Raw genomic sequence first — 17,029 nt, 5'->3', positions numbered from 1 at the left:
TTCACGCCGCCAGCACCGCCCGATCCAGCCCGCGTATGATCCGCGCCAGCTCCACGCACTCGTCCTGGCGCACCTTGTTCTTCCGCCAGGCCATGCAGATCATGCGTTGCGGCATCGGCTCCTGGAACGGCACGATCCGCAGATCCGGCATCACGCCGGCGGCACTTGCCGCCATTTCCGGCACCAAGGTGACGCCCAGCCCATGCGCCACCATCTGCAGGAGCGTGGTGAGGCTGGTCGCGCCATAGCTTGCCATAGCCACCGGCCGCACATTGCCGCAGACGGCCAAAGCCTGCTCGCGCAGGCAGTGGCCTTCCTCCAGGAGCATCAGGCGCTCCAGCGCCGGGCTTTCGGGCGGCACCGGCGGCGAGGCGAAGGCTGGGTCGTCGGCGGGAACGGCGAGGAAGAAGCGGTCGGGAAAAAGCCCCTCGGTGACGATCGCCGGCTGATCGAGCGGCAGGGCCGCGATGAAGGCGTCGAGCCGGCCGGATGCCGCGTCCTCGACCAGCGATGCGGTCACCGCCTCGCGCAGCTCGAGCTGGAGGGAAGGGTAGTGCTTTTTCAGCTCCGGCAGCACATGCGGCAGCAGGTAGGGCGCGACGGTCGGGATGATGCCCAGCCGGAAACGTCCTTCCATGCTCGGGCGGCCGCGCCGGGCGGTCGTCTCGACGTCACGTATGTCGGCCAGAATGCGCTCGATACGCGGCTGCAGGGCAAGCGCCTCGTCGGTCATGCGCACCGTCTTGCCGCCGCGCTCGAACAACAGGCAGTTCAGCCGCTCTTCCATTTCGGCGATCTGCGCGGAAAGCGCCGGCTGGCTGACGCCGGCAAGCTTCGCCGCGCGGCCGAAATGCAGCGTCTGCGCCAGCGCGTCGAAATATTGCATCTGCCGGACAGTGAGGCCAATCATAAGAAAATCCTATCAAATGAAACAGGAAAGGCAATTTGTCTTTATCGGCTGGTCGGCCTAGTCTGGAATCATTCCAGGTTGGCGCGGCCAGCGGCTGCCCCCGGAAATTCCGGGAAAATCAACCTTGGCAAAATTCAACCACGGCAAAACCTCTGCAGAATCGGGAGACCAAGATGGACGCGAAAACCGACGACAACAGCGCTGGCAAATGCCCGGTGGCGCATGGATCCGCACGGACCAACCGCGACTGGTGGCCGAACCAGCTCGACCTTTCCGTTCTTCACCAGCAGTCGAACCTGTCGGACCCGATGGACGGAGACTTCGACTACGCCAAGGAGTTCGCGAGCCTCGACCTCGACGCGGTTGTCGCAGACCTGCATAAGGTCATGACGGATTCGCAGGACTGGTGGCCGGCCGACTTCGGCCACTACGGGCCGCTCTTCATCCGCATGGCCTGGCACAGCGCCGGCACCTATCGCATCGGCGACGGCCGCGGCGGCGCCGGTGCCGGTCAGCAGCGCTTCGCGCCGCTGAACAGCTGGCCGGACAACGCCAATCTCGACAAGGCGCGCCGGCTGCTGTGGCCGGTCAAGCAGAAATACGGCCGCAAGATCTCCTGGGCCGACCTTCTGATCCTCACCGGCAACGTCGCGCTGGAATCGATGGGCTTCAAGACCTTCGGCTTCGCCGGCGGCCGCGCCGATGTGTGGGAGCCGGAGCAGGACGTCGACTGGGGCTCTGAAACCAAATGGCTCGGCGATGAGCGCTATTCGGGCGACCGTGAGCTTCGCGGCCATCTCGGCGCCGTGCAGATGGGCCTGATCTACGTCAACCCGGAAGGCCCGAACGGCAAGCCGGACCCGATCGCCGCGGCGCGCGACATCCGAGAGACCTTCGGCCGCATGGCGATGAACGACGAGGAGACGGTAGCGCTGATCGCCGGCGGCCACACCTTCGGCAAGACGCATGGCGCGGGCGATGCCTCGCTGGTGGGCGCCGAGCCGGAAGGCGCCGGCATCGAGGCCCAGGGCCTCGGCTGGTCCAGCAAATACGCCTCCGGCATCGCCGGCGACGCCATCACCTCCGGTCTCGAGGTCACCTGGACGACGACGCCGACCAAATGGAGCAACAATTTCTTCGACAACCTCTTCAACTACGAATGGGAGCTGACGAAGAGCCCGGCCGGCGCCCATCAATGGACGCCGAAGGGCGGCGCCGGCGCCGGCACGGTTCCGGACGCGCATAATCCCTCCAAGCGCCACGCGCCGGCCATGCTCACCACCGACCTCGCGCTGCGCTTCGATCCGGCCTATGAGAAGATCTCGCGCCGCTTCCATGAGCACCCGGAACAGTTCGCCGATGCCTTCGCCCGCGCCTGGTTCAAGCTCACCCACCGCGACATGGGTCCGGTCGTGCGCTATCTCGGCCCGCTCGTGCCGAAGGAAGAGCTGATCTGGCAGGATCCGATTCCGGCTATCGACCATGAGCTGGTGAGCGAGGCCGACATTGCCGCCCTCAAGGCCAAGATCCTGGCCTCCGGCCTCTCGGTTTCCGAGCTGGTCTCGACCGCCTGGGCCTCGGCGTCGACCTTCCGCGGCTCCGACAAGCGCGGCGGCGCCAATGGCGGCCGCATTCGTCTGGCGCCGCAGAAGGACTGGGAGGTCAACCAGCCGGCCCAACTCGCCAAGGTGCTGGCAAAGCTGGAAGCCATCCAGAAGGAGTTCAACGCGGCCCAGACCGGCGACAAGAAGGTCTCGCTTGCCGACCTCATCGTGCTGGGCGGTGTCGCTGCGGTCGAAAAGGCGGCGAAGGACGGCGGCACCGAGGTGAAGGTGCCCTTCACGCCGGGCCGCATGGATGCCTCGCAGGAGCAGACGGATGTCGCCTCCTTTGCTGCCCTGGAACCGAAAGTCGACGGCTTCCGCAACTATGCTCGCGGCAAGCTGCCGATGTCGGTGGAGGCGATGCTGGTCGACCGCGCCCAGTTGCTGACGCTGACGGCGCCGGAACTGACCGTGCTGGTCGGCGGCCTGCGCGTGCTCGGCGCCAATGCCGGCGGCTCCAAGCACGGCGTCTTCACCGACAGGCCGGGCCAGCTCACCAACGACTTCTTCGTCAACCTGCTCTCGATGGCGACGGCCTGGGAGCCGGCCGCCGGCTCCGAGCCGGGTTCCGACGAGGTCTACGAAGCGCATGACCGCAAGACCAGAGAGGTGAAGTGGACGGGCACCCGCGCCGACCTGATCTTCGGCTCGCACGCGCAGCTGCGCGCGCTCTCCGAGGTCTATGGTTCAAGCGATGCCAAGGCGAAGTTCGTCAAGGACTTCGTCAAGGCCTGGACGAAGGTGATGAACGCCGACCGCTTCGACATCGCGAAGTAAGATACTACCTCCCAAGCAAAAAAGGCGCGGGTCATGCCCGCGCCTTTTTACTTTTGCTTGGAACTGCGATCAGTCTTTTTCGAAAATGCCGGCCTTGGCGACGACGCCGGCGATCGCTCCGCCGATCAGCGGCGCGACGATGAACAGCCAGAGCTGGCCGAGCGCGGCGCCCCCCGAAAACAGCGCCGGGCCGATCGAGCGCGCCGGATTGACCGAGGTGCCGGTCACCGGGATCATGGCGAAGTGGATGCTTGCCAGTGTCAGGCCGATGACCAGGCCGGCGAAGGCGGTTGTGTGTTTGGCATTGGTGACGCCGAGGATCACTGTGACGAAGGTGAAGGTGCCGACGAGCTCCCACAGGAAGGCGGAGCTCACACCCCATTTCGCCTCATCCCAGCCATTGGCGCCGAAGCCCCCGGTATGGCCGCCGGCCTGGCCGGAGACGATGATCCACAGCGCCAGCGAGGCGATGATGGCGCCGACGATCTGCGCGATCCAGTAGGGGACGACGTCCTTGGCCGGCATCCGCCCCGCCAGGAACACGCCGAGCGTCACCGCCGGATTGAGATGCGCGCCCGAGATCGGGCCAATCGCATAGGCCGCGGCGATCAGGCCGATGCCGAACGCCAGGCCGATGCCTTCCTGTCCGAGCGGCAGCGCGCCGCCGAAACCACCCGTGACCACGGAGGCCGTGCCGATGAACACCAACAAAAACGTGCCGAGAACTTCTGCCAGATAAGTCTTCATTGCCCTCTCCTCATAGGACCCGTCAAACCGCGTTTCCCGCGCCGCGAATCACTGCCGAAAGAGTATTCCCGCCGGAAACACTTGGAAAGCTGAGAGGTTAATCCAGCTGCCTTGCTTGCGCCTGTCAGTCAAAGACATTAGAGGCCATTCATATTCTGGCCAGTTGTTCTTGTTTTCAGCCTTTACGGCTCGCGAGGGAAAACCGTTCGCGGAAATTGCCCGGTTATGAAAACATGGTTTCACAGGCAAGCCGAACAGAACTCTTTCAATCCAGGCCTGAAACGCTTTAAGAGCGGGCAGGAGCCAATTTGTTGTGTAAGCGGAAAACGGGATGCGACTGGGCGGAAGGCTGGCGGCGGCCATAGAGGTTCTTGAAGACATTGGCCGGCGCCATCGGCCGGTGGCGGACGCCTTGCGCGACTGGGGCCTGTCGCATCGCTTTGCCGGCGGCGGCGATCGCGCGGCGATCGGCAACATCGTCTATGACGCGCTGCGCCGCAGACGCTCGGCCGGCTGGCTGTTCGACGAGGACACGCCGCGCGCCATCGGCTTCGGCGCATTGCTGCTGGAGTGGGGGCAAACGGCGCAGTCGCTCAACGAAGCGCTGGACGGCGACAAATTCGCACCGCCGCTGCTCAACGCCGCCGAGCTGAAGGTCGCGGCCGAGCGCAGGCTTGCCGATGCGCCCGAGGCCGTGCGGGCGGATGTCCCGGACTGGTGCGCGCCGCTGCTCGAGCAAGCCTATGGCGACGCCTGGATCGAGGAAGGCGCTGCGCTCGCTCAGCGTCCACCGCTGGACCTCAGGGTCAACACGCTCCAGGCCGATCGCGCCAAGGTGCTGGCCGAGCTGCAGGGCACCGGCGCGGCATCTGCGGCGATCGCGCCGAACGGCATCCGCATCCCGCCGATCGACGGCGACGGCAGGCACCCGAACGTGCAGGCCGAGCCCGCCTTCCAGAAAGGCTGGTTCGAGGTGCAGGACGAGGGCTCGCAGCTTGCCGCGGCGCTCGCGGGCGCCGAGCCCGGCATGCAGGTGCTCGACTACTGCGCCGGCGCCGGCGGCAAGACGCTTGCGCTGTCGGCCGAGATGGACAATCGGGGCCAGCTCTTTGCTCATGACGCGGAAAAGGTGCGGCTGGCGCCGATCTTCGAGCGCATCCGCCGTTCGCACAACCGCAACATCCAGGTCGTCAGCAAGCCGGCGGAGCTTGCGCCGCTCACCAACCATATGGACCTCGTGCTGATCGACGCGCCCTGCACCGGCAGCGGCACCTGGCGTCGCCGCCCGGACGCCAAATGGCGATTGACCGAGCGGCAGCTCGATGCCCGAAAGGGAGAGCAGCAGGCGATCCTCGACACCGCGCAAGCCTTCGTCAAGCCGGGCGGCTTGCTGGTCTACATCACCTGCTCGGTGTTCGACGCCGAAAACGGCGAGCAGGTCGCGGCGTTCCGCGAACGCCATGAAGGCTTTGCGCCGGTCGATCATCGCCAGCTCTGGAATAGCCGCTTCCCCGGCCATGAAGGGGCCGCGCGCATTGCCGGCAACGGTGGCATCTCGCTGTCGCCGGCGCTGAGTGGCACTGACGGGTTTTATTTCCACGCCTTGCGCAGGGCGGTCTGAGAGTCGCGCGACTTTGCTGCGCTGCAACATAAGAGATTGCCTGTGCTGCCTGCCTCTGCAATAAGCTTCGCCAGCAAAACGTGAGGCGGAGACCATGGCAGCCAAGATCGTACCCGCTCCCGATTTCGAGGAACGCGTCAGGACGTCCTTTGCCCGGCAGAAAGCCATGGCCACCATCGGCGCCGAATTGACCCTGGTGACGCCCGGCATCATCGAGATCGAGATGCCTTATTCCGCCGCGCTCACCCAGCAGCACGGTTTCCTGCATGCCGGCGTCATCTCCACCGCCTTGGATTCCGCCTGCGGCTACGCGGCTTTTTCGTTGATGCCGGAAAATTCCGGCGTGCTGACCATCGAATTCAAGGTGAACCTTCTGGCGCCGGGCAGGGGCGAGCGCTTCCTGTTCCGCGGCTCCGTGACGAAGCCCGGCCGCACCATCATCGTCGCCGACGGCCAGGCCTACGCCTTCGCCGCCGACGGCGAGGCCAAGCTGATCGCCACCATGACCGGCACGATGATGACAGTGGTCGGCCGCGACGGGATCGAGGGGTGAGGAGCGGTCCGCGCAGCGGACGAAAAGCCCCCAAATGGGCTTTTCGAGCGACGAACGCCTGGAGCCATAGCGAAGGGCCGGCAGGCGGCGGGGGCACGTTGCCGCTTTCCTTTTCGTAGTGGTACAAACAGGGGTGGAGCCGTCATGACCGTCAAAGTGTCACGCCTGTCGGACAAGTCCGTTCTCTTCGTCATGGCGGCCGAGGCCGAATACGGCCCGCACCTGAAAAACCTGTTCACGCCGCTGATGACCGGCGTCGGTCCGGTCGAGGCCGCTGTGCGGCTGAGCGCGGAACTCGCGGCGTTGAAAGCCGAGGGAGCGCTTCCGGACCTGATCGTCTCGCTGGGCTCGGCCGGCAGCCGCAGACTGGAGCAGGCCGAAATCTACCAGGCCGTGTCGGTCAGCTATCGCGACATGGACGCTTCGCCGCTCGGCTTCGAGAAAGGAGCGACGCCCTTCCTCGACCTGCCGGTGACGGTGCCGCTGCCATTCGTCATCCCGGGCATCAAGACCGCTACGCTGTCCACCGGTGGCGCGATCATCACCGGCGCCGCCTATGACGCCATCCATGCCGACATGGTCGACATGGAGACCTTCGCCTGCTTGCGCGCTTGCCAGCTCTTCGGCGTGCCGCTGATCGGCTTGCGCGGCATTTCCGACGGCGCGGCCGATCTCAGGCACGTCAACGACTGGACGGAATACCTGCACATCATCGATGAGAAGCTGGCCGCGGCCGTGGGCTTGCTGGAACAGGCGATCGAATCCGGCTCGATCCGACTGGCATAGGCGCAAAAGGACGGAAAGCCGCAGCGCGCAGCCCATTGCGTCGACTCGTTTCTTTCTCTAAAGGCTCGCCATGACGACGACAGCCAATCATCCCGACACCGTTCTGATTGTCGATTTCGGCAGCCAGTTCACGCAGCTCATCGCACGCCGCATCCGCGAGGCCGGCGTCTTTTCCGAGATCGTGCCGTTCCAATCGGCCGAAGCGGCCTTCAAGCGCATCAATCCGAAAGCGGTGATCCTGTCCGGCGGTCCGGCCTCCACCACCGACATCGGCAGCCCGCGCGCGCCCCAAATCGTCTTCGACGCCGGCGTGCCGGTGCTCGGCATCTGCTACGGCCAGATGGCGCTTTGCGTGCAGATGGGCGGCGTCGCCGAAAGCTCCAACCACCGCGAATTCGGTCGCGCCTTCGTCGAGATCGAGAAGGAAAGCCCGCTGTTCGAGGGCCTGTGGGCGCCCGGCCAGCGCCATCAGGTTTGGATGAGCCATGGCGACCGCGTCATCGAATTGCCGCCGGGCTTCAAGGTGCTCGGCAAGTCAGAAAGCTCCCCCTTCGCCATCTTCGGCGATATCGAGCGCAAGATGTACGGCATCATGTTCCACCCGGAAGTGGTGCACACGCCCGACGGCGCGAGGCTCTTGAGAAACTTCGTCCATAACATCGCCGGCATCGAGGGCGACTGGACGATGCGAGCCTATCGCGAGCACGCCGTCGAAACGATCCGCAAGCAGGTCGGCAAGGGCAAGGTGATCTGCGCGCTGTCGGGCGGCGTGGACTCCTCGGTCGCCGCACTGCTGATCCACGAGGCTGTCGGCGATCAGCTGACCTGCATCCTCGTCGACCACGGCCTGATGCGCAAGGACGAGGCTGAGAGCGTCGTGGAGATGTTCCGCCAGCACTACAACCTGCCGCTAATCCTGGTCGACGCCTCCGACCGCTTCATCTCGGCGCTGGAAGGCGAGGCCGATCCCGAGAAGAAGCGCAAGACCATCGGCCGCCTGTTCATCGAGGTGTTCGAGGAAGAGGCGAAGAAGCTCGGCGGCGCCGATTTCCTGGCGCAGGGCACGCTCTATCCCGACGTCATCGAAAGCGTTTCCTTCTCCGGCGGCCCGTCGGTGACGATCAAGTCGCACCACAATGTCGGCGGCCTGCCCGAGCGCATGAACATGAAGCTGGTCGAGCCGCTGCGCGAACTCTTCAAGGACGAGGTGAGGGCGCTGGGCAAGGAACTCGGCCTGCCCGAGAGCTTCATCGGCCGCCATCCCTTCCCGGGCCCGGGGCTTGCCATTCGCTGCCCGGGCGGCATCACGCGCGAGAAGCTGGAGATCCTGCGCGAGGCCGATGCCATCTATCTCGACGAGATACGCAAGGCCGGCCTCTACGACGCCATCTGGCAGGCCTTCGCCGTGCTGCTTCCGGTGCAGACCGTCGGCGTGATGGGCGACGGCCGCACCTACGAGTTCGTCTGCGCGCTTCGTGCCGTGACCTCTGTCGACGGCATGACGGCCGACTTCTACCACTACGACATGGCCTTCCTCGGCGCCGCCGCCACGCGCATCATCAACGAGGTGAAGGGCATCAACCGCGTGGTTTACGACGTGACGTCGAAGCCGCCGGGTACGATCGAGTGGGAATAATTCAGGCCTAGCCGAATGTCGCCGAAATTGCGCTAGGGTTCGATCTAACTATCTGAAATTAAAGATATTTTTAGCCGGCAGCTTTCGCCGGCTATCGGCGCGCGTCGTTTGGCGATGCCGTACCCGATGCCGGACCTCCATCGTATTGCCACGACGATCTTTTACCAGTACCGTCACGTCATAGAGGGCCTATGACGGTACTTTTTTCAGACCAAGTGGCTGAAAAATAAACAGAATTTCTGGCGTCGGCTCTCCAAAACCTGATGACGGTACTTTTGGAAAGGCACTCGGGATGCTGACGGACGCCGCTCTCAAGGCATTGAAACCAAAAGAGAAAATCTACAAGGTAGCCGACCGCGACGGAATGTATGTCCGCGTTATGCCGAGCGGCGCTATCTCCTTCCGGCTGGATTATAGGCTCAATGGCCGTCGCGAAACCGTTTATCTCGGCAAATACGGTCGCGATGGAATCTCTCTCCTCCAGGCGCGCGAAAAATGCCTCGATGCGCGTCGAGCGGTCAGGGAAGGCCGGTCTCCTGCCATCGAAAAGCAACGGGACAAACGGCGGCTGAAGGAAGCCAAGAGTTTTGGCCAGTTCGGAGAGAAGTGGCTGACCTTAGCACCAATGGCCGACAGCACTCGATCAATGCGGCGATCAATTTTCGATCGCGAACTCCTGCCGGTTTGGCGCAATCGGCTGCTGACTGAAATTACACCGGACGATCTTCGCGCCCAGTGTGCCAAGATTGTCGAGCGCGGGGCGCCGGCAACGGCCATCCACGTCCGCGACATTCTCAAACAGATCTACCGCTTTGCCATTCTCCATGGTGAGAAGGTGTCCAATCCGGCCGATGACGTCGGCCCGGCTTCGATCGCCAGCTTCGTTCCGAGAGATCGATCGCTCTCCCCATCTGAAATTCGCGTGATGCTCAAGATGCTGGAGAAGGTCGCGACCTTGCCGACCATTCGCCTCGGCCTGCGCCTCATACTATTCACGATGGTGCGGAAGAGTGAACTTCAGGACGCAACCTGGGATGAGGTTGACTTCGAAAATGCTGTTTGGACCATCCCCAAGGAACGGATGAAGCGATCGAAGGCCCACAATGTCTATCTGTCGCGCCAGTCGCTCGACATCTTCATTGCGCTTAAGACCTGCTCGGGAAACTCACGGTTCGTGTTGCCGTCGCGCTACGATGCCGATGCGCCCATGTCGCGCGCAACCTTCAACCGTGTGACTTACTCGGTTGCTGAACAAGCGAAGATGGAAGGCCTGCCGCTTGAGCCGTTTACGGTGCACGACCTAAGGAGGACGGGATCCACGCTTCTCAACGAACTCGGGTTCAACAGCGACTGGATCGAGAAATGCCTCGCGCATGAAGACGGTCGGTCTTCACGCGGCGTCTACAACAAGGCGGAATATGAGGTCCAGCGCCGTCACATGATGCAAGAATGGTCGGACATCGTAGAAGCCTGGGTTGAAGGGCGAAAACGGCCTGTAGTGCTCGTTCCTCCTACGATGACTATCTTTGAGCCCGATCCAGCGCTTTGACTCGAGAGCACTTTCGCAAACTTATATCGGGAGCTTTAGCGCGCTCGATAGGTACAGCCCGGCGAGCCCGCAACCACGCTTCGACTTCAGCCAGGTCCCACACGACGCAACGAGGGGTCAATGCGAAACGGCGCGGGAATTGTCCGCGCTGTTCCAGTTCATAAATCGTGCTGTCGGCGAGAGGTATCATCTCACGCAGTTCCTTGCGCCGAATTGTTCGGGTAGTCGCATTCTGCGTCTGAATAGTCATCGCGCGGCTCTCTCCTTATGGCGCTCCGGAGATTGAAACCGAACGCTCGCGAGGATGGAACGACAGAAAGCAGTCGAGGGTATTCCAGGCTACAATTTCGCACATATCGGTCGGTAGTAACGCTTGAGCCCACAGCTTGGTGTGTGGACCGAAGCATAGTCGCATCAATCTCAGAAACACTGTTTCACATAGCGCCCTTCGCCGGGGGCTGTCGGTCCCGCATCCCGCCTACGGCGGCGCTATGCTGATGCTCCTACGGCCGCCCTGTTGAACCGGTCTCAGGGCCACGAACTTTCTCCAGCACCGAACTGACTTGGCCCCGCTTGCGGGCATTTCGGTGCTTCCGTCTTGTGCGCCGTTGTTTGCTTTGGTCGGAGAAAGGCGCGCGGCCTTTCTCCCGACGAAAGTCAGAGGAGGAGCGGGTTTTTCCGTGACGGGTTGAGGACTGGGAGAGAGGCTCCTGGCGCCCGTCATGGAGATGACCCATGACACAAGTTCTCGACACTACCCGCGATCGTTCCGGCGGCTATAGGGTGGATCTGAGCCGCGGCGAACGAATTGGCCGCGTCTGCTCCGAATGGTTCTCGCGGCCGGCCGATGAGCGCTACCTGTCTTTGTCGGAGCTATTTGAGGCGGTGCAGATCCGGACCGAGCGCAGCCGCACGAAGACGGTCGACAGCTCGGCTATCCAGGTCGAGGCGAGCCGCGACGATGCTGAGCGCCTGGCTCTGGTCTTGCCGGGGTGCGATGTTCCGACAGCTCCGACCCATTGGAGCTTCGGCCAACTCGCGAGCTTGGTTGGCGCTCCGGCAGCGTATCTGCGCCAGCTCCCGGCACCGCTCGCAGGCATTAATCTGCAATATGGCCTGACATCCCACCGCACGGAGCAAGTGAAGACGCTCGAGATCGAGAATGGGCGTGTCGAACTGCGTGCGGTGACGGGCCCGGACTACGGCCGCATCTTCGACCACGAACTCGTTTCTGCCGTGCAGCGTATCGCCGGCAACGGTACGGGTGACACCAGGTGGAAAGTGCCGGGCGTGCTTGATTGGTCCACCGGCATCTACAATCCGCGCGTCGACACCACGAAGGACACCACGACGCTCTATGCCTCTGACCGCGACGTCTTCCTGTTCCTCGTCGACGATCTCAATCCGATCGAGGCTGGTCGGCTGCCAGATGGCTCGCCCGATCTCTACTTCCGCGGCTTCTACTGCTGGAACTCTGAGGTTGGCGCCAAGACGCTCGGGATCGCGAGCTTTTATCTGCGTGCCGTATGCCAGAACCGCAATCTGTGGGGCGTTGAGGATTTCGAAGAGATCACCATCCGCCATTCGAAATACGCTGCCGCGCGTTTCGCGCATGAGGCAGCGCCAGCGCTGACGCGCTTCGCCAATTCCTCACCCACGCCCTTCGTCAACGGCATCACTGCGGCGCGTTCGCAGATCGTTGCCCGCACGGACGACGATCGCACAGAGTTCCTGCGCAAGCGCGGCTTCTCCAAGGCGGAGACCGGGAAGATCATCGAGAGGGTGCTGACTGAAGAAGGCCGCAAGCCCGAAAGCGTTTTTGATTTCGTGCAGGGCATTACCGCTGTAGCGCGCGACAAGGTTCATCAGGACGCCCGGCTCGATCTGGAAGCGCGGGCGAAGAAGTTACTCGAACGGGCGGCCTGACTTCCGGACGCCGGGAAGTACGAACCCTATCTCGGTTTCATTGCTTTTGCTCTTCTTCGTCATGGTCCCGCGGCGCCGTCCCCAGAGTCAGAGGGCGGCGCTGCGCTTCGTGACGGGTTGGAGGTCGAGAGAGAGGCTTTCGGCCGCCCGTCGCGGAGTAACCATGATGGCTACCAGTGCCAAGAAGATCACACTGTCGTCCTCGCGCGACATTCCTTTCAACAAGCTTGTCCTCAGCCAGGCGAATGTCCGGCGTGTAAAGGCTGGCGTCTCGATCGAGGAACTCGCCGAGGACGTTGCCCGCCGTGGACTTTTGCAAGGCCTCAGCGTGCGCCCGGTGAAGGACGAAGCAGGCGTCGAAACCGGGATGTTCGAGATTCCCGCCGGCGGCCGTCGCTATCGGGCGCTAGACCTTCTGGTGAAGCAGAAGCGGCTCGCCAAGACCGCGCCGGTTCCCTGCGTGGTTCGCGAGGAGGGCATTGCGGAGGAGGATTCACTGGCCGAGAATGTCCAGCGCGCTCCGTTGCATCCTCTCGATCAATTCCGCGCGTTTCTCACCCTGCGCGAGAAGGGCCAGTCGGAGGAGGAAATTGCTGCCGCCTTCTTTGTTTCCATCAGTGTCGTGAAGCAACGCTTGAAGCTGGCCTCGGTCTCGCCGGCGCTGCTCGACATCTACGCTGAAGACGGCCTTACGCTCGATCAACTCATGGCGTTTACGGTCTCAGGTGACCACAAACGCCAGCAGCAGGTCTTTGAGCGGCTGAAGACTTCCTACGACAAGCAGCCTTATGCCATCCGGCGGATGCTGACCGAGGGCGCGGTGCGCGCGTCAGACAAGCGAGCCCAGTTCATCGGCATCGACGCCTACATCGATGCCGGAGGGACAATCATGCGCGACCTTTTCCAGGGCGATGACGGCGGCTGGCTGCAAGACGTCATGCTGGTGGATCGGCTGGCCGCGGAAAAGTTGGAACGCGAGGCGGAAGCTGTGCGCCTCGAAGGCTGGAAGTGGACCGAGGTGGCTCCTGACTTCGCTTACGGCCATGCTTTTGGGCTCCGCCAGCTACGCGGCGAGCCGTCGCCGCTTACTCCCGACGAGCAGACGGCACACGAAGCGCTCAAGGCCGAGCATGATCGTCTGTCCGAGGAACACGACAGCGTCGAGGATCTCCCGGAGGAGATCGATCAGCGTCTCGCTGAATTGGAGACTGCCCTCGAATGGTTCGAAGCCCGGCCACTTGCCTTCGAACCAGCAGAAATCGCCCGCGCCGGTACCTTCGTCAGTATCGCACCTGATGGCTCTCTGCGTGTCGAGCGCGGATATGTGCGTCCCGAGGACGAACTCCCGGTCGATGACGAGCCAGCCGAAGCGGGGGAGGAGTTTTCCGGGGCTGGCGCGAACGGTGATGGTGACGGCATCTCGTCGGATACCCAACCGATGGCCGAGCCGGAGGAGGAAGAAGGCCTGTCGCCTATTTCTGACCGGCTTATGACGGAACTGACCGCGCATCGAACGCTTGGCCTTCGCCACGCGCTCGGCGAACAGCCTGAAATCGCTTTTCTCGCTGCGCTGCACGTGCTCGCACTGAAGACTTTCTACCAATATGGATCGGACAGTTGCCTGGAGTTGGACCTGAAAAGCGTCGGCTTCGGTGCCCAGGCTCCAGGGCTCAACGATAGCCTGTGTGCTCGGGCGATCAGCATCCGACACGATGACTGGGCCAAGGTGTTGCCAAAGGAAGCCACTGAGCTGTGGGACGCTCTGCGCGAATGGGGTCAAGAGCGCCGGACCGCACTGTTCGCCCATATTGTCAGCCTTTCGGTCAACGCTGTGCATGAAGCGTGGAACCGGCGGCCGCGTGCACTTGCCCATGCCGACCGACTGGCCCAGGCTGTGGACCTTGATATGACCGTGACCGGCTGGCGGCCGACCGTCGATAACTTCCTCGGCCGTGTGACCAAGGCCCGGATCCTCCAGGCGGTTACCGAAGCGAAAGGTCAGTCGGCTGCTGACCGGATAGCGCACCTCAAGAAAGGTGACATGGCGAGCGAGGCGGAGATGCTGATCGCCGACACCGGCTGGCTGCCCGAACCGCTGCGTACACCAGCGCGCGAGGCACAGGTCGAAGAGACGCCAGCGTCGGAAATGGTTGTCCAAGCGACGGCGTCGAACGACGGCGAAACGGCCATGGGCAAACCCGACGCCTTCGCTGAAACTGACGAAGCCCAGACAGCCCATGGCTCGATCGCGGCCGAATGAGATCTGCCGAGTCTTTACCTGGCCCGCCGGCAACGGCGGGCCTTTTCCTTTGGAGACTTGCTGTGACCGGAAACTCCCATGACCTTGCACGCCGTCTCGGCCGCCAGGCGGAGGCGGTCTGTCGCAACTATCTCTCAAACGGCCGACGCCAGGGCAACTATTGGCAGGTTGGTGACGCCAGAAACATGCCAGGTAGATCGATGTACGTGCGGCTGAACGACTCTCGCAAGGGCTCGGCCGGCAAATGGACCGACGCCGCCACTGGCGAGCATGGCGATCTGCTCGACATCATTCGGGAATCGACCGGCTTGGTTGATTTCAAGGACGTGGCCGACGAAGCGCGCAGATTTTTGTCGATGCCCGACCTGACTCCGGATTCTAGCGAACGCGAGAAGCGATCGACTGCTCCAACGGGCTCTGTCGAGGCCGCGAGACGCCTGTTCTCTATCTCGCATCCGATCTCCCGGACGCTCGTGGAAACGTACTTGCGCGCACGTGGCATAACGGCCTTGCATGAAACCGGCAGCCTTCGATTTCATCCCCGCTGCTACTACCGTGCCGACGAGGAGGAACCCACCCAGACTTGGCCCGCAATGATCGCGTCAGTGACCGACCTCAACGGAGAACTTACCGGCGCGCATCGCACCTGGCTCGATCCTGCCGGCTTTGGTGAGGATCACCTAGGCCGAGCACCGATCGAAACACCGCGTCGGGCTATGGGCGACCTGCTCGGGCACGCGGTCCGCTTCGGCGTATGCGCGGACGTGATGGCAGCCGGAGAGGGGATCGAGACCATGCTTTCGCAACGCTCGGTACTACCCGACATGCCGATGATTGCGGCACTCTCGGCAGCGCATCTGGCAGCCATCATCTTCCCTAATACACTTCGGCGTCTCTACATGGCCCGCGACAACGACCCAGCCGGCGATGGAGCGATGACCACCCTCATCGAGCGCGCCAATTGCGCCGGGATCGAAGCAATCGTCCTGACGCCACAACTCGGTGACTTCAACGAAGATCTACGTCGGCTTGGCTTCGATGCGCTCAGGGCGACCTTGCGGGTGCAGATCACGCCGCACGATGTCGCACGGTTCATGCCGGGGGCGATCTGACCGGAAAGAGGCGGGGTACCATGTCTCTGTCGGTGGCTGTCGCAATGTCGGCGCCTCTGTCGGTAGAGGCCGGCGCCACGGCCTTCTAGAGGGCGATCGGTGCGCCAGTCGGTCTGGTCTGGCAATGGCTGCGCCCGGCTATTTTCCGGCGGCCCAGCGGGCCTTTCCATCGCGAGACAAAATAGCCGGGCTTCGCCATCCTCCACTGGTGTTCCGGCCCTTGGCTGGCGCCGCGAGTGCACGTCCGAACCGCCCGTCGTTTCCATCGCCATGAAGGCCGCGATGGGCGCGGCCAATCCGGACAAGGGAAGCCGCCATGAGCGACGACGATCACCTCGACTTCGAACCACCGCATGCGTCATCCTCAATGGATCATGTCCTGCAGGAACTCCAACTCTACGGCTACCGGCCGTTCGAGGACGAGCCCGATCCGCGCCCACTCCCCGAGGTAGGCGCCATCACAGCCAGCATTGCCGACATCTTCGATGCCCTCGTGGTGGCGCTCTCCGAAACGCGCTTGGAGCCGGACCTCGACGAATTGCTCTGGGGTGCGGTCAACCTCTTCCAACGCGCGTCCAATCGGATCGAACGCGAACTTGACGACAACGAGGTTTCGCAGAAGCGCCTGCAGCGCGAACAGGACGGAACCGAAGTCAAGTCAGTCGAACTTGAACGGCTGATCGCCCAAGGTCAGACACTGCTCGAACGCCGTGATGCCTTCGAGTTGATGCGTGACCAGGCTGCCGAGCACTTCGAGCGCTACACCCACGCGATTTGGCGCCCGCGCGCTGGCTCCAAGGTCAACCACCGCAATCTCACCGCGGCGATGATCGACAGCCGCGACTTCCTCGCCGCTAAGAGCCATGCCGACCGCCAGTTGCATTTGCCGCCAGGGCCAAAGGTCGCGTTCACCGGCGGGCTCGAGTTCGATGACCATCGGTTGATCTGGGCGAAACTCGATCAGGTTCATTCCAAGCATCCGGACATGGTCCTGCTTCACGGCGGATCACCCAGGGGCGCTGAACTGATAGCGGCCAAATGGGCTGGCAGCCGCAAGGTCCCTCAGATCGCCTTCAAACCTGACTGGATTAGACACGGCAAAGCCGCTCCCTTCAAACGCAATGATGTCATGCTCGACACTTTGCCTATCGGCGTTATTCATTTCCCCGGCACAGGCATCCAAGACAACCTTGCCGACAAAGCCCGCAAGCTTGGCATTCCGATTATGAAATTCGGGCCCCCCTGAGCAGTTCCCTTTGTCGGCGAGACAAATGACATGCTCGCCACGCCAATGCTGTTGCCGGAGCATGTCAGGCCGCAGCACTTGCTAGTGCGGCCACGATGAGTGCGACAGGCTAGCATCTAGCTTCACGACTCTCCGGCTCCTGGAACCGAAACGGGGAACCGATCCTCGCGTTCATTAGCGCGATTCCTTGGTCCATCCGAAGGCCTGATGCCATCAACCCGTAAAGGGTCGGACTACGCAAAGCGTGCCGCCGATTCAGCTTCGCCTTCACGGTGATTGCGGCCCTCGGCTGGACACATCGG

Annotated in this window: 13 protein-coding genes; 10 read left to right on the top strand and 3 right to left on the bottom strand. The window is 63.0% G+C overall.

Features of this window, described 5'->3' with window-relative positions; translation table 11 throughout:
- Position 1 precedes the first annotated feature (1 nt).
- Positions 2 to 910, bottom strand: a complete 909-nt coding sequence (locus DPM35_RS29425; RefSeq protein WP_112130946.1) for a hydrogen peroxide-inducible genes activator — start codon at positions 908 to 910, stop codon at positions 2 to 4.
- 173 nt (positions 911 to 1,083) lie between these two features.
- On the opposite strand from DPM35_RS29425, the gene katG reads away from it, so the two are divergent.
- Positions 1,084 to 3,291: a catalase/peroxidase HPI gene (katG, locus tag DPM35_RS29420; RefSeq protein ID WP_112130944.1), complete on the top strand. Its 2,208-nt coding sequence runs from the start codon at positions 1,084 to 1,086 to the stop codon at positions 3,289 to 3,291.
- A 69-nt stretch (positions 3,292 to 3,360) separates the two neighbouring features.
- Here katG and DPM35_RS29415 read toward each other — a convergent pair whose 3' ends face one another.
- Complete coding sequence (locus DPM35_RS29415; RefSeq protein ID WP_112130942.1) at positions 3,361 to 4,038, bottom strand: MIP family channel protein; 678 nt, start codon at positions 4,036 to 4,038, stop codon at positions 3,361 to 3,363.
- Between the two features lie 331 nt (positions 4,039 to 4,369).
- On the opposite strand from DPM35_RS29415, the gene DPM35_RS29410 reads away from it, so the two are divergent.
- The 5 genes from DPM35_RS29410 (at position 4,370) to DPM35_RS29390 (ending at position 10,183) form a co-directional block, all read left to right on the top strand.
- Positions 4,370 to 5,659, top strand: coding sequence for an RsmB/NOP family class I SAM-dependent RNA methyltransferase (locus tag DPM35_RS29410; protein ID WP_112130940.1), 1,290 nt, complete (start codon positions 4,370 to 4,372; stop codon positions 5,657 to 5,659).
- A gap of 94 nt (positions 5,660 to 5,753) precedes the next feature.
- Positions 5,754 to 6,212 carry a PaaI family thioesterase gene (locus DPM35_RS29405; RefSeq protein ID WP_112130938.1) on the top strand — a complete coding sequence of 153 codons (459 nt, stop codon included), beginning with the start codon at positions 5,754 to 5,756 and terminating at the stop codon, positions 6,210 to 6,212.
- Between the two features lie 144 nt (positions 6,213 to 6,356).
- Positions 6,357 to 6,998 carry a 5'-methylthioadenosine/S-adenosylhomocysteine nucleosidase gene (locus tag DPM35_RS29400; RefSeq protein WP_112130936.1) on the top strand — a complete coding sequence of 214 codons (642 nt, stop codon included), beginning with the start codon at positions 6,357 to 6,359 and terminating at the stop codon, positions 6,996 to 6,998.
- A gap of 70 nt (positions 6,999 to 7,068) precedes the next feature.
- Entirely contained in the window at positions 7,069 to 8,634 is a 1,566-nt protein-coding gene (gene guaA, locus DPM35_RS29395) for a glutamine-hydrolyzing GMP synthase (RefSeq protein ID WP_112130934.1), read from the top strand.
- A gap of 292 nt (positions 8,635 to 8,926) precedes the next feature.
- A complete protein-coding gene (locus tag DPM35_RS29390; RefSeq protein ID WP_112130932.1) occupies positions 8,927 to 10,183 on the top strand; it encodes a tyrosine-type recombinase/integrase in 1,257 nt (418 codons plus the stop codon).
- Here the strand turns inward: DPM35_RS29390 and DPM35_RS29385 are convergent.
- Positions 10,155 to 10,433 carry a helix-turn-helix transcriptional regulator gene (locus DPM35_RS29385; protein ID WP_112130930.1) on the bottom strand — a complete coding sequence of 93 codons (279 nt, stop codon included), beginning with the start codon at positions 10,431 to 10,433 and terminating at the stop codon, positions 10,155 to 10,157. The genes DPM35_RS29390 and DPM35_RS29385 overlap by 29 nt on opposite strands.
- A 485-nt stretch (positions 10,434 to 10,918) precedes the next feature.
- Between DPM35_RS29385 and DPM35_RS29380 the strand changes: the two genes are divergently transcribed.
- The 4 genes from DPM35_RS29380 (at position 10,919) to DPM35_RS29365 (ending at position 16,727) form a co-directional block, all read left to right on the top strand.
- Positions 10,919 to 12,109, top strand: coding sequence for a DUF932 domain-containing protein (locus DPM35_RS29380; protein ID WP_112130928.1), 1,191 nt, complete (start codon positions 10,919 to 10,921; stop codon positions 12,107 to 12,109).
- A gap of 166 nt (positions 12,110 to 12,275) precedes the next feature.
- A complete protein-coding gene (locus DPM35_RS29375) occupies positions 12,276 to 14,369 on the top strand; it encodes a ParB/RepB/Spo0J family partition protein (protein ID WP_112131010.1) in 2,094 nt (697 codons plus the stop codon).
- A 62-nt stretch (positions 14,370 to 14,431) separates the two neighbouring features.
- The gene (locus DPM35_RS29370) at positions 14,432 to 15,481 is read left to right on the top strand and encodes a DUF7146 domain-containing protein (RefSeq protein ID WP_245431698.1); all 1,050 of its coding nucleotides are present in this window, start codon (positions 14,432 to 14,434) and stop codon (positions 15,479 to 15,481) included.
- Between the two features lie 316 nt (positions 15,482 to 15,797).
- Complete coding sequence (locus DPM35_RS29365; protein WP_112130924.1) at positions 15,798 to 16,727, top strand: DUF2493 domain-containing protein; 930 nt, start codon at positions 15,798 to 15,800, stop codon at positions 16,725 to 16,727.
- Positions 16,728 to 17,029: the final 302 nt, after the last annotated feature.

Source organism: Mesorhizobium atlanticum, assembly GCF_003289965.1.
Classification (GTDB): Bacteria; Pseudomonadota; Alphaproteobacteria; order Rhizobiales; family Rhizobiaceae; genus Mesorhizobium; species Mesorhizobium atlanticum.
This window is presented reverse-complemented; position numbering and strand designations above follow the sequence as displayed.